Below are 23,085 nucleotides of genomic sequence, written 5' to 3'. Positions count from 1 at the left end.
GCGATGCGTGGACACGGCCGGCCGGCACGGCTATATCCAATTGGATATCACGCCCTGCAAGGAGACCGCAAATGTTGCGTCGCTGCTTCAGTGCCGGCGTTGTCACTTTGGCCCTGGCGGCTGCGCCGCCGGCGCGATCGCAGGAGACGCTCACCGTCTTCGCCGCCGCCAGCCTGACGGATGCGATGCGCGCGCTGGCACAGCAGTGGCAGGGCGCCGGCCATCCGGCACCGCGCCTGTCCTTCGCCGCGTCCTCCGCGCTGGCGCGCCAGATCGAGCAGGGTGCGCCGGCGGATCTCTTCATGTCCGCCGATGAGCCCTGGATGGACTATGTCCAGCAGCGCAACCTGATCGTGAACGACACGCGCGTCAGCCCGCTGGCCAATGCGCTGGTGCTGGTGGCACCGGCCGATGCGCCGCGGCGCACCGTCACGCTGACACGCGACACCGATCTTGCCGCACTGCTCGGCGCGAACGGGCGACTCGCCGTGGGCGATCCCGCGCATGTGCCGGCAGGCCGCTACGCGCGGGCGGCGCTGGAATGGATGGGGCAATGGGGCGGGCTGGAGCCGCGCCTGGCGCGCGCCGACAATGTCCGCTCCGCCCTGCTGCTGGTGGAACGCGGCGAGGCGCCTTTCGGCATCGTCTATTCCACGGATGCGGCCGCCAGCCGAGGCGTGCGCGTGGTCGCGACCTTTCCGGCCGGCAGCCATCCGCCGATCAGCTATCCCTTCGCGGTGACCCGCCGCGCGGCAGGCAATGCCAAGGCGCGCGACTTCCTGCGCTTCCTGACCGGCGCGGAGGCAGCACCCACCTGGCAGCGCTTCGGCTTCCAGCTCACGCAGTGATGCTCGGCGCGGAGGAGTGGCAGGCCGTCCGGCTGAGCCTGGAGGTCGCCACCCGCTCCGTCGCGGTCTCGCTGCTGCCGGCCATCGGCATCGCGCTGCTGCTGGCGCGCGGACGCTTCCCCGGCCGGCTGCTGCTGGATGCGCTGGTGCATCTGCCGCTGGTCGTGCCGCCCGTCGTGGTGGGTTGGGGTCTCCTGATGCTGTTCGGCGTGCGCGGCCCGATCGGCGCGCCGCTCAACGACTGGTTCGGCATCCGCCTGGTCTTCACCACCGAAGGCGCCGCGCTCGCCACGGCGGTGATGTCCTTCCCGCTGATCGTGCGGTCCGTGCGGCTCGGCCTGGAAGGCGTGGAGCCGGGGCTGGAGGCGGCGGCGCGCACGCTCGGCGCCGGCCCGCTCGACCGCTTCCTCACCGTCACCCTGCCGCTGATGTCGCCGGGCATCCTGGCCGGCGCCGTCACCGCCTTCGCCGCGGGGCTCGGCGAGTTCGGCGCCGTGATCACCTTCGCCTCCAACATCCCCGGCGAGACGCAGACCCTGCCGCTGGCGATCTACACCGCGACGCAAACGCCGGGCGGCGAAGCCGTGGCGGCCCGGCTGGCCGCCATCTCCTTCACCCTCGCGATCGGCGGGCTGCTGCTGGCGGAGCTGATCGCGCGGCGCATGCACCGGCTGCTCGGCCGCGCCTGATGCCAGAGGTCGCGCTGCGCCACCGCTTCGGGCGGCACGGCTTCGCCCTCGATATCGCCTTTCGCGCCCCGGACTCGGGCGTCACCGCGCTGTTCGGCCCCTCCGGCTGCGGCAAGACCACCGTGCTCTCCGCAGTCGCGGGCCTGCTGCAGCCGCAGGAAGGGCGCGTTGTCGTGGCCGGGACCACGCTGCTTGACACGCATGCAGGCGTGTCCGTGGTGCCGGAGCGGCGGCGCTGCGGCGTGGTGTTCCAGGATGCGCGCCTGTTTCCGCATCTCAGCGTCGCGTCGAACCTGCGCTACGGGTTGCGACGCGCACCGCGCGACGCCACCGGCCCAGCCTTCGAGGAGGTGGTCGCGCTGCTCGGCATCGGCCCTCTGCTGGAGCGTCGCCCCGGCCGACTCTCCGGCGGCGAGCGCCAGCGCGTGGCGCTCGGCCGCGCACTGCTGTCGCGCCCGCGCCTGCTGCTGATGGACGAGCCGCTGGCAGCGCTGGATGCGGCACGCCGAGGCGAGGTGCTGCCCTTCCTCGCGCGCCTGCGCGACGCCGCGCGCATCCCGATCCTGTACGTCACCCATGCGCTGGAGGAGGTGGACGCGCTGGCCGACCACCTGGTGCTGCTCGACGCCGGCCGCGTTCTCGCCGCCGGCACGGTGGAGGAGCTCACCGCCCGCACCGACCTGCCCTTGGCCGCACGGCGCGATGCCGGCGTGCTGCTGCCCTGCACGGTGCTGGGCAGCGAGGCTGGACTGACGCGGCTGGGCTTCGCGGGCGGCGTGCTGCTCGCCACGCTGGAAGCCGGCCCACCCGGCACGCGGCTGCGCGTCCGGGTGCGCGCGCGCGACATCAGCGTGGCGATCGAGGAGCCGCGCGGCCTGTCCACCCGCAACATCCTGCGCGCCGTCCTCGCGCAGATCCTGCCGACCGGCGATGGGCCCGAGGTCTTCCTCCGCCTCGCGGTCGGCGAATCGACGCTGCTCGCCCGCGTCACCCGCGACAGCGTGGCGAGGCTCGGCCTGGTTCCGGGACTGGAGCTCTGGGCGCTGGTGAAGGCCGTCACCTTCGACCACCGCGTCATTGCCGCCGGACCCTCGCCGGCGCCGGACACCATGCTAGACTCGCCCGCATGACCCGACCGGCACCAGCTTCCCGGCCCGATTCCGGGGTGTTGAGCCTGCGCATCGACCTGCCTTCCGGCCGCATCGGACCGGGCAAGATCCGGCTGCTGGAAGCGATCGATCGCGAAGGCTCCATCTCCGCCGCCGGACGTGCGCTCGGCATGAGCTACAAGCGTGCCTGGGACCTGGTGGATGCGCTGAACAAGCTTGTGGGAACGCCCGTGGTGGATGCCAGCCCCGGCGGTTATCGCGGCGGCGGCGCGATGCTGACCGACGCGGGCCGCGACCTCGTTGCCGATTACCGCGCCATCGAGCGCGCCGCGCAGCGCGCGGCGGGAACACGGCTGGCGGCGCTGCTCCAGCGCACCCGGGCAGCCGGGTGACGTCGTCGCCGTGCCCCTGACGCGCCTGACGCCGCCCGAGGCGATGCGCGCGGCATTGCTGGCGGGCGTCGTCCCCGTCGCGCCGCAGCACCTGCCGCTTGCTGACGCGGTCGGGCGCGTGCTCGCGGGCGACCTCCGCTCGGCGAGGCCGATCCCGGCGCAGGCCATCGCGCTGCGCGAGGGGTGGGCAGTGGCGGCCGAGGCGACGCTCGGCGCAAGCCCCTATGCCCCGATGCCGCTTCCTGGCGCGCCGGCGCAGCTGCGTGCCGGCGATCCGCTGCCGCCGGGCACCGATGCCTTGCTCGGGCCATTCGACCTCGACCAGGACCCCCTGCCGCAGGCGCTGCAGGCGGTCGCACCCGGTGAGAACATCCGTCGCGCGGGCGAGGACCTCGCCCCGTCCGACCTGTTGCTGCGAAGTGGCGAAGCGCTGCGGGCGCTGCACCTTCCGGGGCTCCTCGCCTGCGGCATCGCGCAGGTCGCGCTGCGCGCGCCCAGGATCGCCGTCCTCGACTCAGAGACCGGGCTGGGCGTCATGCTCGCCGCGCTTGCCGTCGCCGAAGGGGCGGATGTCATGTCCCGCCGTGCAGGCGCGGACACGCTGCGCGACGGGACGGAGGACGCCATCCTCATGATCGGCGGCATCGGCGAATCGTCGGACGACCCCGCGCCGCGCGCGCTCGCCGCCGCCGGCACCTTGCTGGCGCACGGAGTTGCGGCGCGCCCGGGCCTCGCGGCCGGCATCGGCCGAATCGGCGCCACGCCCGTGCTGCTGCTGCCGGGACGTGCCGAGGATGCGCTGGCAGCCTGGTGGCTGCTCGGCCGCCCGTTGCTGCGACTGCTCGCGGGCGCGGTGCCGCCGCCGCCGCGCCAGGCTCGCCTGGCCCGCAAGGTCGCCTCCAGCATCGGCCTTGCCGAATTCGTGCCGCTGCGCTTCCCCGAGCCGGGCCTGGCGGAACCGCTGGCCGTCGGCGCGCTGCCACTCGGGGTGCTCGCCCGCGCCGAGGCGCTCCTGGTGGTGCCGCCGGATTCGGAAGGCTACGAGGCCGGCAGCGCGATAGCCTGCGAAGACCTGTGATGCCGGATTCCCCGCCGCCACCGCCCCGCCCGGACCTGCTCGACCGCATCCGCCGCGCGGCGCGGCAAGAGCAGTTCCTGACTGTCGTGACGGCGGACGAGGCGATGCAGCGCCTGCGCGCCGCCTTCCGCTTCGCCCGTCTGCCGGCCGAGACCGTGCCGCTGGCCTTCGCGCTTGGCCGCGTGGTTGCCGCGCCCATCGCCGCGGCCTGCGACGCGCCGCCCTTCGACCGCTCCGCCGTGGACGGTTTCGCCTTGCGCTCAGCCGACAGCGAAGGTGCCGGCGACACCACGCCACGCCGCGTGCTGCTGAATGCGGAGGTTCTGGCCTGCGGAGTCGCGCCCACCATCGCCGTCGCGCCGGGCACGGCCACCGCCATCGCCACCGGCGGCATGATCCCCCGCGGCGCCGATGCGGTGGTGATGATCGAGCACACCGAATTCGACGAGAGCGATGCCGCCGCGCCCGCAATCCTGCTGAAGCGCGCCGCCGCGCCCGGCGGCTTCATCGGCTTCGCCGGCAGCGACATTGCACGCGGCGAGACGCTGCTGCGCGCCGGCACGCTCGTCACCAGCCGCGAGATCGGCATGCTCGCCGCGGCCGGCCATGCGGAGCTGCCGGTGGTGCGCCGGCCCCGCGTCGCGGTGATCTCCACGGGCGACGAGCTGGTGCCGCCCGGCACGACGCTGCCGCCCGGCGGCATCGCCGACAGTAACGCCGCGATCCTCGCCGCGGCCATCGCCGAGAATGGCGGCGAGCCGCTGCCGTTGGGCATCCTGCGGGACGACGAGGCGGCGCTGCAGAACGCCGTGCACGATGCGCTGGCGTGCGCCGACATGGTCGTGATGTCCGGCGGCACCAGCAAGGGCGCTGGCGACGTCTCGCACCGCATCCTCTCGCGCCTGGGCGAGCCGGGCATCCTGTTCCACGGCGTCGCGCTGAAGCCGGGCAAGCCGCTGTGCGTGGCATCGGCCGGAGGCAAGCCGGTGATCGTGCTGCCGGGCTTCCCCACCAGCGCAGTCTTCACCTTCCACGAATTCGCCGTGCCGCTGCTGCGCGCGATGGCGGGCCTGCCACCGCGCGAGGAAGCCGTGCAGCCCGCGCGGCTTGCCGTGCGGCTGCCGAGCGAGCTCGGCCGCACGGAATACGTCATGGTCTCGCTGGCGGAAGCAGCGGACGGCGACGGGCTGATCGCCTGGCCACTCGGCAAGGGATCGGGCAGCGTCACCGCCTTCTCCCAGGCCGATGGCTTCTTCGCGATCCCCGCGCTGGACCAGGGGACGGAGGCTGGCGCGGGCGTGACGGTGCGACTGATCGGCGGTTCGGCACGGCCGCCCGACCTCGTCATCATCGGCAGCCACTGCGTCGGGCTGGACGTGGTGCTGGAGGCGCTGGCCGGCCAGGGCATCCGCGCGCGCAGCCTGGCAGTGGGCAGCCTGGGCGGGCTGGCCGCGGCGAAGCGCGGCGAATGCGACCTGGCGCCCGCGCATCTGCTCGATCCGAAGACGGGCGCGTACAACACGCCTTTCCTCGCGCCGGGTTTACGCCTGGTGCCCGGATGGCGCCGCCTGCAGGGCGTGGTGTTCCGCCCCGGCGACCCGCGCTTCGAAGGCCTGGATGGCAGGGCAGCGGTGCGGCGTGCCGCATGCAATCCGGATTGCCTGCTGGTGAACCGCAATGCGGGGTCGGGCACGCGAATCCTGCTCGACGGATTGCTCGAAGGCGCACGGCCGGCAGGCTACGCAAACCAGCCGAAATCGCACAATGCCGTCGCGGCCGCGGTGGCGCAGGGGCGCGCCGATTGGGGCGTGGCGATCGCGACCGTGGCGCGCGCCTACGGCCTCGGCTTCCTGCCGCTTGCCGACGAGATCTACGATTTCTTCGTGCCGGAATCGCGCCTCGCGCGTCCGGCGGTCATCGCCTTCCTGGACACGCTGCGCGCCCCCGCCACGCGCGCGAAGCTGGCCGCCATCGGCTTCGCACAGGTGGAGGCCGCGGACTGAGCCGGCCTCACAGCGCCGCCAGCCTGCCCCAAAGCAGGTCGAAGAATCCGGGTGCGTCGAGCTGTTGCAGCACCGTCGCGTTGGGTGCCTTGCCCGTGACGCCGTGGAAGTCGCCGACCGTCTGGCCGTAGCTCAGGCTGCCCTGCAACTCGATGGCGACATGCGCAGGCCGGCCGCCGAACAGATCCGGACGCAGCAGATAGGCGATGACGCAGGGATCGTGCAGCGGCCCGCCCGGCTCGCCGTAGCGGGCGGGGTCGTTGCGATCATAGAAGGTGATCAGCTCCGCCGCCAGCGCCGTCACGCGTCCGCCCCGCGCACGCAGCGCCGTTACGCGCGCCGGCGTCGCGAGCGCCTGGAAGGTCACGTCCAGCGGCGCCAGCACCACCGGCACGCCGGCGCGCAGCACGATCTCGGCCGCATGCGGATCGGCCAGCACATTGAATTCCGCGCTCGGCGTGCGGTTGCCGCCGGCAAGGAAGGCACCGGCCATTGCGACGATACGCGACATGCCGCGCGCGATGCCCGGATCGCGCGCCAACGCCACAGCCAGGTTGGTCAGCGGCCCCATGGTGCAGACCGTGATCGGCGCGCCTGCCGCCGCCGCTTCGGTCAGCGTCGCGGTGATGACATCCACCGCATGCGCCGTTTGCACCGGCGCATCACTCTCCGGCAGCAGCGAACCGCCGAGCCCACCGGCGCCGCTGTATTTGCCGCGCAGCACCGGCCCCAACAGCGGCCCGGTGCAACCGCGGAACACCGGCACCTCCTTCCGCCCGGCCAGCGCGACCACGCGCCTGCCATTGTCGAAGGTCCGCTCCCAGGGGACATTGCCGGCCACGGTGGTGACCGCCACGACATCCAGTTCCGGCGAGGCGAGCGCCAGCAGCAGCGCGATCGCATCGTCCACGCCGGGATCGCCGTCGATCAGGATGCGCTGGCGGTTCATCGCGCGGCGTTCACCGCGAGCGTCCATCCATCCGAGCGCGGACGATAGGTGATGCCACCGCGGGACGCCCAGCTGTTCTGCAGGAAGAACAGCGGGATGACGCCCATGTCTGCGATCGCCACCTCGGTCGCCTGGCGCAGCAGCGCCTCCCGCCGCGCATCGCCCACTGTGGACAGCGCCTGGCGAAGCAGCCGGTCGAACTCCGGATTGGAGTAGCGTCCGCGATTGCCGGAACCGTCGCCGCGCGACGGATCGAAGGTGGCGAGCAGAGGCCGCAGCACGGAAGAGGCCTCGCCCGTCTCCGCCGCGGCACCGCCCATGATCAGCGTGTAGTCGCGCGCCGAGGCCCGCGTGAAGAAGACGCTGCCGGGCTGCACCACCACCTGCGTCGGCATGCCCGCGCGCGTCCACATCTGCGCCAGCGCCTGCGCGACTTTCTCGTCATTCGGATAGCGGTCGTTGGAGGCATGCAGCGTCAGTGCGAAGCCGTCCGGCAACCCCGCCTCCGCCAACAGGCGGCGCGCCGCGGCGGGATCGGCCGCGGGTGCGGTCAGCGCCGGCACATGCCCGAAATACCCCTCCGGCACGAATTGCCCCGCCGGCGTGCCGGCGCCATCCATGACGCGGGCGACCAGCGCCGCGCGATCGACGGCGAGTGACAGCGCACGCCGCACCCGCGCATCGCGCAGGGGGTTCGGGATGGCGCTGCCGTCGCGCGCGGTGGCGAAGGGCGTGCGCTCCCGGTCCTGGTCGGGATGCAGGTACATCACGCGATTGGACGCGACCGAGGCGATGGCAATGCGCGCATCGCGCCGCAGCCGCGCCTCGTCCGCCGTGGGCACCTGCTCGATCAGGTCCAGGTCGCCTGCGAGGATCGCAGACACGCGCGCGGTGTTGTTGGTGACGAAGCGGAAGGAGACGCGCTGCCAGGGGTTCGCCGGATCGGTCGCGGCAAGCTCCACCCGGTCGCCGGGCAGGTAGCGGACGAAGCGGTAGGGGCCGGTGCCGACCAGCCCGCGGCCGGCATTGAGGTCCGATGTCTCCGCCTCCTCCGCCGCGCGCGGCAGGATGGCGATGCGGCTGACGCCGTTGGGCAGCAAGGGGAACGGCACCGCTGTCGTGAAGCGGATGGTGCGCGCATCGACCACCTGGATGCCCGTGATCGGCCGCACGAAGGGCAGGAAGGAGGAGGGGCTGTTGCGGATCTTCGGGATGCGCCTCAGGCTCGCCGCGACATCCTCCGCCGTCACCGGCGTGCCGTCATGGAAGCGCGCGCCGTCGCGCAGCCGGAATTCCCAGGTGGTGTCATCCACCGCGCGCCAGGATTCCGCGAGGCCGGGCACCAGCCGCTGGCTGTCGTCCTGGTTCACCAGCCCGTCGAAGATGTTGCGCGCCAGCGCGCTGTTCGATCCGATGACATGGAAATGCGGATCGAGGGACGTGATGTTCGAAGCGAGTCCCACGCGCAATTCCTGCGCCGCAGTCGTGCCCGCAAACAGAAGTGCGGCAAGTCCCGCCGCAACACCGATCCTGCGCATCGCGCCCTCCTCCCTCTTTGCGTCAGGCAGGCTAGGCCGGGCTGCGCCGCCAGCCTAGACGCTAGAGGCTCATCAGGCTCGCATTGCCGCCAGCCGCCGCCGTGTTGGTGGAGACGGAGCGCTCCAGCACCAGCATGTCCAGCGGCACGGCACCGCCAGTGGCGCTAAGTCGCAGCACGGGGCGGATCGGCCCCTCGGCGCCGGCCACGCGTCGCAGGAGGCCGGTCAGCGCAGCGCCGTCTGCGTCCGTCAGCACCGCATCCGCCCGTGGAATGTCTCCTACGCCGATGCATGCCGCGATCGCCGGCGGCATGTCGCGCGGTGGCTGTGCGACCAGCACGCGGTTGCCGGTCGCGAGGCACGCCGCGACCTGCTGCACCAGGGCATCCGCTGTCGCTGCATCGCAGAACACCGCGCCGCGCGGCTGTAGCGCGTAGAGGTTCCGTTCACCGACCGGGCCGGGCAGTTCGACCTTGATGCCGATGCGCGCTGGCGCGGCCTGTGCATCGCAGCGTGCCGCGAGCTCGGTCCGGCCTTGCGCGCGCAGCCAGGTCAGCAGCGCCTCGAGCGGCTGCGGGAGAGGGCCGCGCGGCAGATCGGGCTCGGGCGGGCAGGCTGCCAGCAACCGCCGAAGATAGAGCGGCCCGCCCGCCTTCGGCCCGGTGCCCGAAAGCCCGTGGCCGCCGAAGGGCTGCACGCCGACAACGGCGCCGATGATGTTGCGGTTCACATAGACATTGCCGGCGGTGGACAGCGCGGTCAGGCGCTCCACCGTCTCATCGATGCGCGAATGCGCGCCGAAGGTCAGGCCGTAGCCGGTGGCAGCAATGGCCGCCATCAGTGGCTCCAGCGCATCGCGGCGGTAGCGCAGCACATGCAGCACCGGTCCGAACACCTCGCGCTGCAACTCGGCCACGCTCCCGATCTCGATCAGCGTCGGCGCGACGAAGCTGCCGTGGCGGCAGGGCTCGGGCAGTGGCAGCGCGTGCACAGGGCGTCCCTTGGCGCGCATCGCCGCGACATGCGCCAGGATGCCCTCCGCCGCTTCGGCGGTGATCACCGGTCCGACATCGGTAGCAAGGCGATCCGGATTGCCTATGGCGAGTTCCGCCATCGCACCCTTCAGCATCGTCGTGACGCGGTCCGCCACCTCCTCCTGCAGGCAGAGCAGGCGCAGCGCGGAGCAGCGCTGGCCCGCGCTGTCGAAGGCGGAGGAGAGCGCATCCGCCACCACCTGCTCCGCCAGCGCCGAGGAATCCGCCACCAGCGCATTCTGCCCGCCGGTCTCCGCCACCAGCGGCACGGGGCCGCCATGCGCGCCAAGGCGCTCGGCAAGCTGCGCGGCGATCAGGCGCGCTACCTCGGTGGAGCCGGTGAACATCACGCCCTGCACACGCGCATCTGCTACCAGGCGCGCGCCGACCTTGCCGTCACCGGGGAGCAGCTGCAGCGCCCCGGGCGGGATGCCGGCTTCGCGCAGCAGCGTGACGGCGAGCATAGCGATGATGGGCACTTCCTCGGCGGGTTTGGCCAGCACGGTATTGCCCGCGGCAAGCGCTGCGGCGACCTGCCCGGTGAATATCGCCAGCGGGAAATTCCAGGGCGAGATGCAGGCGACCGGCCCCAGCGGGCGATGCGTGGCGGCGCCGAATCCGCGCGCGGCCGCGGCGTAGTAGCGCAGGAAGTCCACCGCTTCCCGCACCTCGCCCACGGCGTTCGGCAGCGTCTTGCCGGCCTCCCGCACGATCGGGCCGAGCAAGGCATCGCAGCGCGCCTCCATGAGATCCGCCGCGCGCTCCAGCAAAGCCGCGCGCGCCGGCGGCGGCGTGGCCGCCCAGCCAGGCGCGGCCTGCGCCGCCTGCGCCAGCGCGGCGTCCACAGTCGCCTCTTCGGCTTCCACCACATGGCCGACCAGGTCGCGCCGATCCGCGGGATTGCGGATCTCCCGCGCGTCCCCGTCCCTCGCGCCGTCACCCAGCAACGGCACGGCGCGCAGCGCGTCGCCTGCATGCTGAACCAGCGTTGTTGCCAGAGCCGCGAGCCGGTCCTCATCCGTCAGGTCGACGCCGGCGGAGTTGCGACGTGCGTCGCCGAACAGGTCGCGCGGCGCTGCGATGCGCGGATGCGGCAGGCCCGGCGGGTGCAAGGCGGCGGCGGCCTCGACCGGGTCCTGCAGCAGCATCTCTACCGGTATGTCCGGATCGTTGATGCGGTTGACGAAGGAGGAATTCGCGCCGTTCTCCAGCAGGCGTCGCACCAGATAGGCCAGCAGCGTCTCATGCGTGCCGACCGGCGCGTAGATCCGGCAGGCGCGGCCCAGCTTGCCTGGCCCGACCACCTCCTCATACAGCGGCTCGCCCATACCGTGCAGGCACTGGAACTCGTACTGCGTGCCCGGCCCGGCCATGGCGTGGATGGCCGCGACCGTCATCGCATTGTGCGTGGCGAATTGCGGGAAGATGGCGTCCGGCGCGGCCAGCATCCGCCGCGCGCAGGCCAGGTAGGACACGTCGGTGTGGATCTTGCGCGTGAAGACAGGGAAGTCCGGCAGGCCATCCTGCTGCGCGCGCTTGATCTCGCTGTCCCAGTAGGCGCCCTTCACCAGGCGCACCATCATGCGTCGTCCGTTGCGGCGCGCCAGGTCCACGACGCAATCCACCACGAGGGGCGCGCGGCGCTGATACGCCTGGATCACGAAGCCCACGCCATTCCATCCGGCCAGTGCCGGCACGTGGCACAGCGCCTCCAGCAGGTCGAGCGAGAGTTCCAGCCGGTCGGCTTCCTCGGCATCGATGTTCAGCCCGATGTCGTAGCCATGCGCCATCGTCGCGAGGTGGATCAGGCGCGGCAGTAACTCCGCCATCACGCGGCCGCGCTGCGCACGCGCATAGCGCGGATGCAGCGCGGACAGCTTGATCGAGATGCCGGGTCCGTCCTCGATCCCCCGCCCAGACGCGGCGCGGCCGATGGCGTGGATCGCGTGCTCATAGGCCGCGAGGTAGCGCGCCGCGTCGGCTGCCGTCATCGCGGCCTCGCCGAGCATGTCGTAGGAATAGCGGAAGCCCTTCGCCTCCATCGCGCGGCTGCGCGACAGCGCCTCCTCGATCGTCTGGCCCGTGACGAACTGCTCGCCCATCATGCGCATCGCCAGGTCCACGCCGCGGCGGATCACCGGCTCGCCGGCGCGCGCGATCAGCCGCGTCAGCGCGGCACCCAGCCCGGTGTCGTTGTCCGTCGCGGTCAGGCGCCCGGTGATCACCAGCCCCCAGGTCGCGGCATTCACGAACAGAGAGGGCGACTGGCCGAGATGCGCATGCCAGTCGCCGCCGCCGATCTTGTCGCGGATCAGCGCATCGCGCGTCGGCGTATCGGGAATGCGCAGCAGCGCCTCGGCCAGGCACATCAGCGCCACGCCCTCCTCGCTTGAGAGCGAGAATTCCTGCACCAGCGCCTCGACGCCGCCCTTGCGCGGCCTCGCACGCAGCGCGGTCACCAGGCGCCGCGCGAGCGCCTGCGCGGAGGCCTGTTCGGCCGGCGCAAGACGGGCAGCCGCGATGAGCGGAGGCAGGCAGTCCGTCTCCGCGCGTCGATAGGCGGCTGTCACGGCCCGCCGCAGCGCGTCGCGCGGCGGTCGGTCCGCAGCAAAGGCGGCGAATGGGGACTCCGCGTTCATCGACGTGACCTCGCCATGCGGGGCAGCCTAGCAGCCACCGCCCTGCGGTGTAGGCGCTTCTGATCTTGATAGTATGAATTGATATGCAATACTCTGAGTGAGACATGCCCGACATTCTCCTGGAAAGGCCCGAGCAGCGGCTTGCCATCGTCACCCTCAACCGGCCGGCGCGACGCAATGCGCTGCACGGCGAAGCGTGGCAGGCTCTCCGCGACATGTTCCGCAGCCTGCACGCGGACGACGCGCTCCGCGCCATCATCCTCACCGGCGCGGGCGGCGCCTTCTGTGCCGGCGACGACATTGCCGCCTTCGCCGCGCTGCGCGATGATCCGCCTGCGCGCCAGGCTTACTTCGATGCGATCATGGCTGCCTACGCCGCCGTTTCCGCCAGTCGCGTGCCGGTGGTCGCTGCGGTCGCCGGTCCCTGTATCGGGGGTGGCTGCACCCTGGCGCTGCGGTGCGACTTCCGCGTCGTGGACGCGACCGCCCGTTTCGCCGTGCCGCCGGCGAAGCTCGGCTTGGTCTATCCTGCCGCAAGCACGCAGCTTCTCGTCGCTATCGCGGGCTCCGCCATGGCGCGGCGCATGCTCTACACCGGCGCGATGATCGGCGCGGAGCAGGCGGTGTCCTGCGGGCTGGCCGACACGCTGGCCCCGGACGCGATGGCGGCGGCGCGGCTTCTGGTGGAGCCGATGCTGGATGCCGCGCCGATCTCCGTCGCCGCCGCGAAGCTCGCCTGCGGCGCCGCGTTGGAAGCCCGGATCGCATCGGTGGCGGCCGAGGTCATGGCGCTGTCCCATCGTGCCGATGCGAGCGAGGACTACCGCGAAGGTGTCCGCGCCTTCGCGGAGAAGCGCAAGCCGGTCTTCACAGGCCGCTGACATGCCGCCGGAGGCGACGGACCCGCGGCTCTATGTCGCTTCGGTCGAGAAGGCCATGGCGGTGCTCGGCCTGTTCGAGGAAGCGCGCCAGGAGCTGACGCTGGCGGAGATCATGGCGCGCGCCGGCATCGGACGCAGCGCGGCGCAGCGCTTCGTCTACACGCTGCATCGCCTCGGCTACCTGCACCGCGATCCTGCGACGAAGCGCTTCACCCTCGGCGCCAAGGTGCTCGGCCTCTATCGCGGCTATGTCGGCGGCCGATCGGTGCTGCAGCGTGCCCGGCCCGCGCTGCGCGACCTCAACCTCGCCACGCGCGAATGCGTCTCCTGGGCGGAACTGCTGGAAACCGAGATCGTCATTGTCGAGAACTGGCCGAGCCCGCATCTCACCGCCGTCACGCTCACGCCGGGCATGCGCTTCGAGGCGATCTCCGCCTCCTCGGGCCAGATGCTGCTCGCGCATGCGCGGCCGGAAGTGGTGACGCGCGCCTTCGCCGCCGCAAGTGCGCTCGCGCGGCAGCGCGCCGGCGCGCAGGATATCGCGGCGTTCCAGCATCTGCTCGATCGCGTGCGGGCGCAGGGCTATGCGATGACGACGAAGGCCTTCGACCAGGACAGCCTGTCGATCTCCGCGCCTGTCCTCGACACGCAAGGCCGCGCCCTGGGCGCGGTGAACCTCTCCGCGCTGCGCAGCCGCTTCGATCCCGAGCAGGCCGTGGCCACCCTGGTCCCGGCCGTCATCGCCGCCGCACGCGCCTGCCATTGAATTCGCTTTGCCGTTGACAGGCGGGAGCGGCGACGGTCATGCTTCTTCGCGATATTTAGTATTGCTTTTCAATAATTTTGGCCAGGAGCATCGATGGCCCCCGACGTGGCTCTCGCGCCGCCCGGCGACCGCACATTGCGGGAAGAACTCGACGCCCAGGCGATCAGCGCGCCGGATCGGATCTTCTGCCGCTTCGGCGGGCAGGCGCTGCGCTTCGGCGCCATGGACGCCGCGGTCAACCGGATCGCGAACGCCTTGCTCGCCGCTGGCCTGAAGCCGGGCGACCGCGTTGCGCTGATGCTGCCCGGCCATCCCGACCACATCCTCTGCATCTTCGCCCTCGCCAAGATCGGGCTGGTGCGTGTGCCCGTGAACACCGCGCTGCAGGGTCCCTCCCTCGCCTATCCCTTCGACGCCTTCGCGGTGGATGCGCTGATCGCCGACGCCACCCATGCGGACGCGCTCGCGCCCGTTCTGGCCGCGCGCCCGCTGCGCCACGTGTTCTGGCGCGGAGGCTTAGGCGGCGCGACGTTGCAGACGCTGCTCGACCACCCCGACGCGGCGCCGCCGCCGGTCGCGCCGCGCGCCGACGACATCATCGCGATCACGCCGAGTTCCGGCACCACCGGCGCACCGAAGGGCGTGCTGAAATCCGACCGCACGCTGCGTGCCGGCCCGGTGGCGCTGCTGCACCTCACCGGCGCGCAGCCCGGCGAGACATTCCTGTTCTGGGAGGCGATGCATCACGGCGCTGGCGTCGCGGTGCTGATCGCCGCCGTGTTCGGCCGCCTCACCCTAGGCATGGTGGACCGCTTCAGCGCCTCGCGCTTCTGGCAGCAGGCGAAGGAGCTCGGTGCGAGCCGCGTGCATTATCTCGGCAGCGTGGTGCCGATGGTGCTGCGCCAGCCCGAAGGCCCCGCGGACCGTGACCATGGCGTGCGCATTGCCTGGGGCGGCGGCTGCCCGGCCGAGGTCTGGACTCCCTTTTCGCAGCGCTTCGGCGTGCAGATCCGCGAAGGCTATGGCCTGTCGGAACTGATCACCTTCACCACGCTCAACATGACAGGCAAGGTCGGCTCCGTCGGCCGCCCGATCTGCTGGTACGAGGCGATGGTGGCTGATGCCGAAGGCAACGCCGTGCCGGATGGCGAGACGGGCGAGCTCTGCTTCCGCGCGAAGGACCCGAAGCTCGGCTTCCTCGGCTATTTCCGCAATCCCGAAGCGTCTGCCGCCACGATGCGTGGTGACTGGTTCCGCAGCGGCGACCTGGCGCGGCGCGATGCCGATGGCGACTACTTCTTCCTCGGCCGCGCCAAGGATTCCGTGCGCCGCCGCGGCATCAACATCTCCGCCTGGGAGGTCGAGCGCGTGCTGCTCGACCATCCGGAGGTCGAGGAGGTCGCGATGATCGGCGTGCCGAGCGCGCTCGGCGAGGACGAGATCAAGATCTTCGTGCGCCGCGCCGCGGGCGCCGCGCTGGATGCCGCGACGCTGCTGGCCTGGTGCGCCCCGCGCATGCCGCGCTTCCAGCTTCCGCGCTTCGTCGCCTTCGTCGAGGACTTCCCGCGCACGCCGACGCAGCGCGTGCGCAAGATGGAATTGTCGCGCGACACGGACGACTGCTGGGACCTTGAGGCGTCCGGGCTCGATCCCGGCCGCAAACCCTCGACAGCGGAGGCACGGCGATGACCAACACCCTGCGGAGTGCCAGGATCGGAAGGCGGCCTGCGCTGCTCGCCGCGGCTGCGATCGGCTTCGGTGCACGCGCCGCGCGGGCGCAGGAGCTGCCGAACCAGCCGGTTCGGCTGGTCGTGCCGTTCTCGGCGGGCGGCGCCGTGGATTTCGTCGGGCGGCTCGTCGGCCAGGGCATGGCCGGGCGTCTCGGCCAGTCGGTGGTGGTGGAGAACCGCACCGGCGCCTCCGGTGCGATCGGCGCACAATTCGTCGCGCGTGCCACGCCCGATGGCAGCACGCTGCTGATGGCGCCGATCACCAGCTACGCGATCCTCGCGGGCATGCCCGGCAACAATCTGAACCTAGACCTGCAACGCGACTTCACGCCGGTCGGCACGGTCGGCGCGGTGCCCATCGTGATCGCGGTCGCGAACAAGGTACAGGTGGACAGCCTGGCCGGGCTGGTCGCGCTGGTGCGCAGCCGGCCGGGCGCACTCAGCTACGCCTCCTCCGGCAACGGCTCCACCGAACATCTCGCGGCGGAACTCTTCGCGCAGCAGGCGGGGCTGCGCATGCTGCATGTGCCTTATCGCGGCGGCGCGCCGGCGCTGGCCGACGTGCTGGCCGGGCAGGTGGATATCATGTTCGCCACGCTGCCCAACGTCATGCAGAACGGCAGCGCACTGAAGGTGCTGGCCATCGCGACGCCCACGCGCAGCAATGCGGTGCCGCAGGTGCCGACCACGGCCGAGGCCGGCTTTGGCGCCTTCGCCGTCTCCTCGATCTACAGCATCCTCGCCCCCGCCGGCACGCCGGCGCCGGCCATCGGCAAGCTGAACGCGGCGATGCAGGCGGCCGTGGCGCAGCCGGAGATCCGCGACCGGCTGCTCACGCAGGGCGTGGTGCCGATGCCTGGCCCAGCCTCGGCCACCGCCGAACAACTCGCCAGCCAGGTGACGCGCTGGGCGACGGTGATCAAGGAAGCGCGGTTAACGCTGCAATAGCGCGGGCACGGGGCGCGGCGGCGGCGCCGCGCCCCGACCGCGTCAGCTTTCCGGGCGGATGCCCAGGCGGCGGATCAGCCCGCCCCAGCGCTCGATCTCGGCCTTCTGCAACGCGGCGAATTCCGCCGGCGTCGAGCCCACCGGCTGGAAGCCCGCCGCTTCCAACGTGCGCCGCTGTTCGGGCTGGTTCAGCGCGACATTGCATTCCCGAGCGATCCGTGCGGCACGGTCGGCCGGGAAGCCGGCGGGGCCGAACATGCCGATCCAGGCCACCACCGGCTCCATCTGCACGCCGGCCTCGCGCAGCGTCGGCACGTTCGGAAGCTGCGCCATGCGATCCGGCCCCGTCACCGCAAGCGCACGCAGCCTGCCGTCCTGCACCTGCGCCAGCACGCCCGCGGGCGCCGCCAGGAACAGCTGCAGCCGCCCCGCGACCAGGTCCAGCACCGCCTGCGCAACGCCGCGATAGGATACATGCTCCGCCTGGAAGCCCGACAGCCGCGCCATGTCCTCCGTGGCGAGGTGGGAGAGCGTGCCCGGCCCGGTCGAGCCGTAGTTCAGCTTGCCCGGATTGGCCTTCGCATAGGCGATCAGCTCGGCCACCGTGTTCGCTGGCACCGAGGGATGCACCGCCAGCACGAAGGGCAGCCGCGCCAGCAGCGAGATCGGCGTCAGGTCGGTCGCCGGGTCGTAGGACAGGTTCGGGTTCAGCACCTTCGCCGTGCTGCCCGGGCCGCCGATGGTGACGCCGAGCGTGTGCCCGTCCGTGGCGCGCGCGATGGCTTCCGTGCCGATATTGCCGCCGCCGCCGGCGCGGTTATCCACGACGAAGGGCTGGCCGAAGACCTGCGCCAGATGCGGCGCCACGGCACGCGCCGCCATGTCGGGCGTGGAGCCGCCGGGGAAGGCCACGATCACCCGCACCGGGCGATCCGGCCAGGCGGGCTGGGCGCGCAGCGCGCCCGGCGCTGCAACAAGGGTGGCGGCGCCGAGCATGCCGCGACGGGTGATGGTCATCGGGGTTCCTCCCTGGTGCGATTGATCCGCAACCAAGCCCGGCTGGCGCCGCGGGGCAAGATCAGTCGGCGCTGGCGAAGCTCATGCGCGGATGCACGAAGCCGCGCACCGGGTAGCCCGACGCGCCGAGGTTGTTGATTCGCGGATACCATACCCGCACCACCGACCAGTCATTCGCGGACGAGATGTCCACCACGCGCTGGTCCCGAGCGATGCGGCCCTTCGCCGCGCCGGACGCCCAGTTGGCATGGTCCACGAGGATCTCCCGGCTGCTCACCACCCGCGTCACCACCGCGACATGGCCGGACCGCATGCGTGCGGTGCGGTTGATCACCAGCACGCTACCCGGCTGCGGCGCCTGGGAGCGCTCGTAGCGGCCGGCGGCGGCGTCCCACCAGGTCCAGGCGTCGCCGGAGAGCTGGATGCCGGAGCGCGCGCGGGCGTAGGGCACGCAGGAGACCGGCTCCGCGACGGCGCCGCCGCCGCCCGGAACCGGGGCGCGCGTGCTGCCGCAGGCGGCCAAGCCGAGCAGAACCAGCATGACAAGAGCGCGCCACATGGTGCTGATTCTAGGGCGTATCGAGACGCCGCGCCACGCCGAAAGCGAGGCTCAGCGGATCTCCCGCAGCACGCTGCCGGGCCAGGCTTCCGTCGCCAGGCACCAGTTCGGCTCGGCCGGATCGGCGCTCTGGCCGCATCCGGGCCACCAATCCTCCCGGCAATGCGCGTTGCGCAGCGTCCGCCAGGCATGCGCGGCGCGGCAGCGCGTCCAGTTCGCCGAGGACGACGCGACGGTGCGGAAATACACCGTCTCCATCCAGACCTCTCCGATCGCCTCCAGCGCCGGGATCATGCCGGTCAGCACCGGCCATTTCGGTGGATCGGCCGGCCGTGCCACGGCCAGCGCGCCGCGCCCCACCGCGCGGTGGTAGCCGCGCAGGAAATGCGCTTCGAGCTGCATGCCGAAGGCGCCGCTGCGGCGGCCCATGATGAACTCCGCCTGGATCTCGTCGCAGGCATCCGGCAGCACCAGCGCGGTCGGGAAGGCGAAGGTCGTGCCGAAGAAGGTGCCGAGGCGGGAGAACAGGTCCACGTCGAAGAAGAAGCCCACCGCGCGCATCCGCGCCGCCGTCTCGTCGAGATGGGCGCCCTCCGCTCCTTCGGGAATGCGTGCCCAGCGCCGCGTCACCTGCGCCCAGGCCTCCGCCGCGCGCGGCTGGTGCGGGTCCGAGATTGCCCAGTGGCGTTCCAGCCCGGCGCCGAAACGCCGCGCCTCGCCGGCGCGCCAATGGGCGATCATGCGTTCCATGACCTCCTTGGCGCCGATCGCGCCCCAGGAGACCATGTGCACCAGGTGATGCCGTCCGCCGCCTTCGTCGAGCATCGCCTGCACCATGTAGGCCAGCCCCTGCGCGGTCAGCCCGCCCTGGCTCTGCCCGGTGATGAACACCTCGCCCCCACCCTGCATGTCGCGCGCATAGGCGGCGGCGTCGGCCGCCATGTGCAGGGCGGCGTTGGAGATGAACTGCCCGCGCCCGAGCGTCAGGCCGGAACCCCAGCCGCGCAGGTCCGGATGGTCGAGCGTGTGCGTCCCCGCGATGGCGTAGATGCGATGCGCCGCGCCGCGGGGATGGCGCGGCGCCAGCGCAAGCCCGGCGAAGCCGGTGTAGCGGTCGGTGTAGATCGCCAGGACCTCGTAGTCCTTCAGCACCGGCAGCGGCTCGCCTTCGAGCCAGGGATAGGGATCCGGCGCGGTGAGGTCGGCATAGCGCACGTCGTAGGCGCGGGAGGAGGCGGCGACGGTGACCTCGTCGATCTCCCACAGCGCGCGGATGCGCGACCGCGGATCCTGCAGGATGCGCGCGCCGTCCAGCTCGTCGCGATAGTGCATCCGCGGCACGTCGGTCGGCAATTCCATGTCGCGGATCGCGTGCAGGTGCAGCTCCACCCGCGCGACGCGGCCGCCATCGGTGATGCGCGCCTCGACGGAATGAGCGCGCAGCACGTCGCGCGCCGCGGGCAGGAAGGCGGCGAAGCTCTCGCGGACCTCATGCAGATGCGCCTGTCCGGCCTGCGCGGCGATCGCATCGCAGCGTGCGACCTGGGCCTGCGCCGCCGCACGGCCGGGTGGCGTGCGTGGCTGCGCCAGCGCGGTCAGTGAGAGCAGCATGGCCGTCGCGACCAGGATAGGCAGACGCATCATCGGGCCCTCGCGTGGCGGATGGCGGCCTTTGGCTGCGGCACGCGATCCGGATTGCGCGCGAAGGCGAGCATCAGCGCGCTGGCCTCCACATCCATCGTGGTGCGGCCGAATACGCGCATCAGCCACGATTCTCCCTGCCCCGGCAGCCGGTGCCCGGCGCCGCGCATCTCATAGAGCAGCGTGGTCGCGCCGGGGGCGCAGCCGGTCGCCTCATGCAGAAGCACATGCGGCGCGTCAGGCTCGCCCTGACGCGGCAGTTCGACGCTGGGCGCGACGCCGGTGCAGCCATTCGCACGCTGCCAGAAGGCGAAGGTCTCCGGCACCGTGTGCCGGCGCTCCGTCGCGAAGAGCGGGCCGTAGCCGATGCTGCCGTCCCAGCCGACGATGGGGTCATCCGTGCCGGCGGCCAGCAGCACGGGCAGGGGCCGCCCCGGATGGCAGGGCGGCGCGAGCGGCAGGGTCGCCTTGAACATCGCCACGGAGGCAAGCCGCTCCGCACGCTCGCAGGCGTAGCGCATCGCCATCATCCCGCCGTTGGAGATGCCGGCCAAGTGGATGTGCGCGGCATCGGCGATGCCCTCCGCCACCAGCAGGTCGAGCAGCGCATCCAGGAAGCCGATGTCGTCGCCGGCGGAGAGCAGCCCCGACATGCGCGCGCGCAGCGCCCCGTCGTTCCAGAAGGTGCCTGCGGAATCCGGATAGACGACCGCGAAGCCTTCGCCGCGCGCCATCTCCGACAGGTCCAGCATGTCGCGGGTGATAGCGCCGGAAAGCGCCGCGCCATGCAGCACCACGATGACCGGCGCGGGCCCCGGCTGCGTGGCGCGGTCGAGCACCGCGCCACGGCCGGAAGGCAGGCTCAGCCGCTCGCCGCCGCAGGCCGCGAGCAGGAGGAGGAGCGGAAGGGTCAGCAGGGCGGCACGCACACGGCGATACTGGCACGCAACGAACCGCCGCCGCCAGAATCGGCGGCCAGGCAATCCCTCCGCCTGTCAGGCCGCGCGGCGCGCGGCCGATACCGCCCGCATGCGACCGCCCGGCAGCCCGCCGGGGACGCCGGCCGCGAGATCGGCGGCCGCGAGCAGCTTTGCCCAGTCGAGCCCCGTCTCCACGCCCATGCGGCGGAACAGCCAGGCGACATCCTCGGTTGCGACATTGCCCGTTGCGCCCGGCGCGAAGGGGCAGCCGCCGAGCCCGCCCGCCGCGCTGTCGATCACGTCGCAGCCGGCGTTCCAGGCCGCGGCGACATTCGCCACGCCCATGCCGTAGGTGTCGTGGCCGTGGAAGGCGATGCGGTTCGAGCCGTCCGGCGCCGGCCAACTCCTCACGGCATGGCCGACCACTCGGGAAACCTGGTCGGGCGCGGCGTTGCCGGTGGTGTCGCAGATCGCGACCTCGATCCAGGGATCGAGCGCCACCACGCGCTCCACCCAGTCCAGCGCGTCGCGTTCCGGCACCACGCCCTCGAAGGGGCAGTGGAAGCAGCAGGAAAGGTTGAAGCGCACCTTCCGGCCCGCCGCGAGGGCGTCGCGCACGATGCCGGAGAGGTCGGCGAAGCTCTCGGCGCAGCTGCGGTTCACATTCGCCTTGTTGTGGCTTTCGGTCACCGACATGAACAGCCCGACGCGATGCGCGCCGGCCGCGAGCGCCGCTTCGAAGCCCTTCCGGTTGGGCACGAGCGCGGTGCATTCCAGCCCGTCCAGCGCGAGTGCGGCCCGGAACACCTCGGCGGTGTCGGCCATCTGCGGCACGGCCTTGGGGCTGACGAAGGAGCCGACTTCCATCCGCCGTACGCCGGCCGCATGCAACGCGCGGACGAGCGCGATCTTGGTCTCGGTCGGCACGAAGGGGCCGATGGATTGCAGCCCGTCGCGCGGCGCGACCTCGCTGATGGAAACGCGGGCCATCATTTCCCTCCCAGCAACTCACGAAAAACATGGTCGTTGTGCGCGCCGATGGCGGGCGCGGTCCAGCGCACCATCTCCGGCGGGCTGACGCCGTCGAAGCGGAAGGGCGGCGCGGGGTGCAGCAGCGTGCGGTCGAGCAGCGGGTCGCGCACCTCCATCACCGTCTGCCGCGCGCGGAAATGCGGGTCCTCGGCGCAGTCCTTCATGTCATAGAGGCGGGAGACCGGGATGTCGGCCGCATCCAGGATGCGTTCCGCCTCCGCGGCCGGCAGCGTCTTCGTCCAGGCCTCGATCGCCGCGTCGATCTCCTTCACGTTGGCGCAGCGGCCGATATTGGTCTGCAGGCGTTCATCCGCGCCCAAATCCTCGCGCCCGATCACCTTCATCAGCCGGCGGTAGATCGCGTCCGAATTGCCGCCGATGCAGAGCCACTTCCCGTCCGCGCAGAGATAGGTGTTGGTCGGCGCCGCAGTGGGCAGCGCCGCGCCCTGGGGTTGCCGCACCCAGCCGAACAGCCCGTATTCCGGCAGCATCCCCTCCATCAGCGAGAAGACGGAGCCGACCAGGTCCACGTCGATGATGCGCCCCTTCGCCTCCGGGTTGGCCTTCGTCGCCCAGGCGGCGCCGAGCACGGCCATCGCGGCATAGATGCCCGCGATGTCGTCGGCGATGGAGACGCCGCAGCGCGGCGGCGGGTGGTCCGTCACGCCCGGCGTCGCCGTCAGGTGGCGGATGCCGCCCATCGCCTCCCCGATCGAGCCGAAGGCGGGCTTGTCGCGATAGGGCCCGTCCTGGCCGTAGCCGGAGACGCGGGCGATGGTGAGCCTGGGGTTGATCGCCTGCAGCACATCGGGGCCGAGCCCGATGCGTTCCAGGTAGCCGGGCCGGAAGTTCTCGATCAGCGCGTCGGCGCGGGCGGCGAGCGCCTTCACCTTCTCGCGCCCCTCCGCCGACTTCAGGTCGAGCGAGACGCAGAGCTTGTTGCGCCCATGGATGCTGAACCACACGGCGTGGCCGTTGACCTGGCTACCCCAGCCGCGATGCGGGTCGCCTTCGGGCGGCTCCACCTTGATCACCTCGGCGCCCATGTCGGCGAGCATCCGCGCGGCGAAGGGCCCCGCGATGTAGTGGCCCAGTTCCAGCACCCGAAAACCCGCAAGCGGCAGGCCCTGCCCCGTCATCCGATCTCCTCCGGCACGCATGCGCGCAGGATAGGCGCCACCGCCGCGCGCGTCATGCCGACGCGCCGGCACCGGCATCCGCCAGAAAATTCTGCCTTGGCAAGGATCGCGAAAGCTTCCCGCGCGATAAGGGCTTGGGGTCGCCGAGCTATGCACCCCGTCTCTCCCTCCCG

At 71.9% G+C, this 23,085-nt stretch carries 19 protein-coding genes; 10 read left to right on the top strand and 9 right to left on the bottom strand.

Features of this window, described 5'->3' with window-relative positions:
• Positions 1-71 precede the first annotated feature (71 nt).
• The 6 genes from modA to E4T13_RS18620 are packed head-to-tail and all read left to right on the top strand — an operon-like array spanning position 72 to position 6,119.
• Positions 72-848 carry a molybdate ABC transporter substrate-binding protein gene (modA, locus tag E4T13_RS18645; RefSeq protein ID WP_137179776.1) on the top strand — a complete coding sequence of 259 codons (777 nt, stop codon included), beginning with the start codon at positions 72-74 and terminating at the stop codon, positions 846-848.
• Positions 848-1,537, top strand: coding sequence for a molybdate ABC transporter permease subunit (gene modB, locus E4T13_RS18640; protein ID WP_137179775.1), 690 nt, complete (start codon positions 848-850; stop codon positions 1,535-1,537). The genes modA and modB overlap by 1 nt, the downstream gene beginning before the upstream one ends.
• Complete coding sequence (modC, locus tag E4T13_RS18635; RefSeq protein ID WP_137179774.1) at positions 1,537-2,667, top strand: molybdenum ABC transporter ATP-binding protein; 1,131 nt, start codon at positions 1,537-1,539, stop codon at positions 2,665-2,667. The genes modB and modC overlap by 1 nt, the downstream gene beginning before the upstream one ends.
• A 35-nt stretch (positions 2,668-2,702) precedes the next feature.
• Positions 2,703-3,038, top strand: coding sequence for a winged helix-turn-helix domain-containing protein (locus E4T13_RS18630; RefSeq protein WP_240791190.1), 336 nt, complete (start codon positions 2,703-2,705; stop codon positions 3,036-3,038).
• A 10-nt stretch (positions 3,039-3,048) separates the two neighbouring features.
• Positions 3,049-4,116, top strand: coding sequence for a molybdopterin-binding protein (locus E4T13_RS18625; protein ID WP_137179772.1), 1,068 nt, complete (start codon positions 3,049-3,051; stop codon positions 4,114-4,116).
• Positions 4,116-6,119: a molybdopterin biosynthesis protein gene (locus tag E4T13_RS18620; protein WP_137179771.1), complete on the top strand. Its 2,004-nt coding sequence runs from the start codon at positions 4,116-4,118 to the stop codon at positions 6,117-6,119. Before E4T13_RS18625 ends, E4T13_RS18620 begins: the two co-directional genes overlap by 1 nt.
• A gap of 7 nt (positions 6,120-6,126) precedes the next feature.
• Here E4T13_RS18620 and E4T13_RS18615 read toward each other — a convergent pair whose 3' ends face one another.
• From E4T13_RS18615 to putA, 3 genes are all read right to left on the bottom strand, one after another.
• Positions 6,127-7,068: a nucleoside hydrolase gene (locus E4T13_RS18615; protein ID WP_137179770.1), complete on the bottom strand. Its 942-nt coding sequence runs from the start codon at positions 7,066-7,068 to the stop codon at positions 6,127-6,129.
• Positions 7,065-8,606: an ABC transporter substrate-binding protein gene (locus E4T13_RS18610; RefSeq protein ID WP_137179769.1), complete on the bottom strand. Its 1,542-nt coding sequence runs from the start codon at positions 8,604-8,606 to the stop codon at positions 7,065-7,067. The genes E4T13_RS18615 and E4T13_RS18610 overlap by 4 nt, the downstream gene beginning before the upstream one ends.
• Before the next feature lie 61 nt (positions 8,607-8,667).
• Positions 8,668-12,279, bottom strand: coding sequence for a trifunctional transcriptional regulator/proline dehydrogenase/L-glutamate gamma-semialdehyde dehydrogenase (gene putA / locus E4T13_RS18605; protein WP_137179768.1), 3,612 nt, complete (start codon positions 12,277-12,279; stop codon positions 8,668-8,670).
• A gap of 104 nt (positions 12,280-12,383) precedes the next feature.
• Between putA and E4T13_RS18600 the strand changes: the two genes are divergently transcribed.
• The 4 genes from E4T13_RS18600 to E4T13_RS18585 all read left to right on the top strand — a co-directional run bounded on the left by E4T13_RS18600 (position 12,384) and on the right by E4T13_RS18585 (position 16,604).
• A complete protein-coding gene (locus tag E4T13_RS18600) occupies positions 12,384-13,160 on the top strand; it encodes an enoyl-CoA hydratase/isomerase family protein (RefSeq protein WP_137179767.1) in 777 nt (258 codons plus the stop codon).
• A 1-nt stretch (position 13,161) separates the two neighbouring features.
• Positions 13,162-13,926, top strand: coding sequence for an IclR family transcriptional regulator (locus E4T13_RS18595; RefSeq protein WP_170985071.1), 765 nt, complete (start codon positions 13,162-13,164; stop codon positions 13,924-13,926).
• 93 nt (positions 13,927-14,019) lie between these two features.
• The gene (locus tag E4T13_RS18590; protein ID WP_137179765.1) at positions 14,020-15,615 is read left to right on the top strand and encodes an AMP-binding protein; all 1,596 of its coding nucleotides are present in this window, start codon (positions 14,020-14,022) and stop codon (positions 15,613-15,615) included.
• A complete protein-coding gene (locus E4T13_RS18585; protein WP_137179764.1) occupies positions 15,612-16,604 on the top strand; it encodes a tripartite tricarboxylate transporter substrate binding protein in 993 nt (330 codons plus the stop codon). Before E4T13_RS18590 ends, E4T13_RS18585 begins: the two co-directional genes overlap by 4 nt.
• Before the next feature lie 42 nt (positions 16,605-16,646).
• Here E4T13_RS18585 and E4T13_RS18580 read toward each other — a convergent pair whose 3' ends face one another.
• The 6 genes from E4T13_RS18580 to E4T13_RS18555 all read right to left on the bottom strand — a co-directional run bounded on the left by E4T13_RS18580 (position 16,647) and on the right by E4T13_RS18555 (position 22,912).
• Positions 16,647-17,621 carry a tripartite tricarboxylate transporter substrate binding protein gene (locus tag E4T13_RS18580; RefSeq protein ID WP_240791189.1) on the bottom strand — a complete coding sequence of 325 codons (975 nt, stop codon included), beginning with the start codon at positions 17,619-17,621 and terminating at the stop codon, positions 16,647-16,649.
• Positions 17,622-17,682: 61 nt separating this feature from the next.
• On the bottom strand, positions 17,683-18,180 hold the full coding sequence (locus E4T13_RS18575; protein WP_137179763.1) for a CHAP domain-containing protein: 498 nt from the start codon (positions 18,178-18,180) through the stop codon (positions 17,683-17,685).
• A gap of 51 nt (positions 18,181-18,231) precedes the next feature.
• Positions 18,232-19,824: a hypothetical protein gene (locus E4T13_RS18570; RefSeq protein WP_137179762.1), complete on the bottom strand. Its 1,593-nt coding sequence runs from the start codon at positions 19,822-19,824 to the stop codon at positions 18,232-18,234.
• Positions 19,821-20,750, bottom strand: a complete 930-nt coding sequence (locus E4T13_RS18565) for a PHB depolymerase family esterase (protein WP_170985070.1) — start codon at positions 20,748-20,750, stop codon at positions 19,821-19,823. Before E4T13_RS18565 ends, E4T13_RS18570 begins: the two co-directional genes overlap by 4 nt.
• A gap of 66 nt (positions 20,751-20,816) precedes the next feature.
• Complete coding sequence (locus tag E4T13_RS18560) at positions 20,817-21,731, bottom strand: hydroxymethylglutaryl-CoA lyase (RefSeq protein WP_206030218.1); 915 nt, start codon at positions 21,729-21,731, stop codon at positions 20,817-20,819.
• Positions 21,731-22,912, bottom strand: a complete 1,182-nt coding sequence (locus E4T13_RS18555) for a CaiB/BaiF CoA-transferase family protein (protein WP_137179759.1) — start codon at positions 22,910-22,912, stop codon at positions 21,731-21,733. Before E4T13_RS18555 ends, E4T13_RS18560 begins: the two co-directional genes overlap by 1 nt.
• Positions 22,913-23,085: the final 173 nt, after the last annotated feature.

It is taken from the genome of Roseomonas sp. AR75 (assembly GCF_005222815.1).
Lineage (GTDB): Bacteria > Pseudomonadota > Alphaproteobacteria > Acetobacterales > Acetobacteraceae > Falsiroseomonas.
Note: the sequence above shows the minus strand (reverse complement) of the source record. Positions and strands in the feature narration are given on the sequence as shown.

Coding starts and splice junctions, on each gene's coding strand:
- modA (WP_137179776.1), top strand. CDS start 72: ATGTTGCGTCGCTGCTTCAGTGCCGGCGTTGTCACTTTGGCCCTGGCG.
- modB (WP_137179775.1), top strand. CDS start 848: ATGCTCGGCGCGGAGGAGTGGCAGGCCGTCCGGCTGAGCCTGGAGGTC.
- modC (WP_137179774.1), top strand. CDS start 1,537: ATGCCAGAGGTCGCGCTGCGCCACCGCTTCGGGCGGCACGGCTTCGCC.
- E4T13_RS18620 (WP_137179771.1), top strand. CDS start 4,116: ATGCCGGATTCCCCGCCGCCACCGCCCCGCCCGGACCTGCTCGACCGC.
- E4T13_RS18615 (WP_137179770.1), bottom strand. CDS start 7,068: ATGAACCGCCAGCGCATCCTGATCGACGGCGATCCCGGCGTGGACGAT.
- E4T13_RS18610 (WP_137179769.1), bottom strand. CDS start 8,606: ATGCGCAGGATCGGTGTTGCGGCGGGACTTGCCGCACTTCTGTTTGCG.
- putA (WP_137179768.1), bottom strand. CDS start 12,279: ATGAACGCGGAGTCCCCATTCGCCGCCTTTGCTGCGGACCGACCGCCG.
- E4T13_RS18600 (WP_137179767.1), top strand. CDS start 12,384: ATGCCCGACATTCTCCTGGAAAGGCCCGAGCAGCGGCTTGCCATCGTC.
- E4T13_RS18595 (WP_170985071.1), top strand. CDS start 13,162: ATGCCGCCGGAGGCGACGGACCCGCGGCTCTATGTCGCTTCGGTCGAG.
- E4T13_RS18590 (WP_137179765.1), top strand. CDS start 14,020: ATGGCCCCCGACGTGGCTCTCGCGCCGCCCGGCGACCGCACATTGCGG.
- E4T13_RS18585 (WP_137179764.1), top strand. CDS start 15,612: ATGACCAACACCCTGCGGAGTGCCAGGATCGGAAGGCGGCCTGCGCTG.
- E4T13_RS18580 (WP_240791189.1), bottom strand. CDS start 17,621: ATGACCATCACCCGTCGCGGCATGCTCGGCGCCGCCACCCTTGTTGCA.
- E4T13_RS18575 (WP_137179763.1), bottom strand. CDS start 18,180: ATGTGGCGCGCTCTTGTCATGCTGGTTCTGCTCGGCTTGGCCGCCTGC.
- E4T13_RS18570 (WP_137179762.1), bottom strand. CDS start 19,824: ATGATGCGTCTGCCTATCCTGGTCGCGACGGCCATGCTGCTCTCACTG.
- E4T13_RS18560 (WP_206030218.1), bottom strand. CDS start 21,731: ATGGCCCGCGTTTCCATCAGCGAGGTCGCGCCGCGCGACGGGCTGCAA.
- E4T13_RS18555 (WP_137179759.1), bottom strand. CDS start 22,912: ATGACGGGGCAGGGCCTGCCGCTTGCGGGTTTTCGGGTGCTGGAACTG.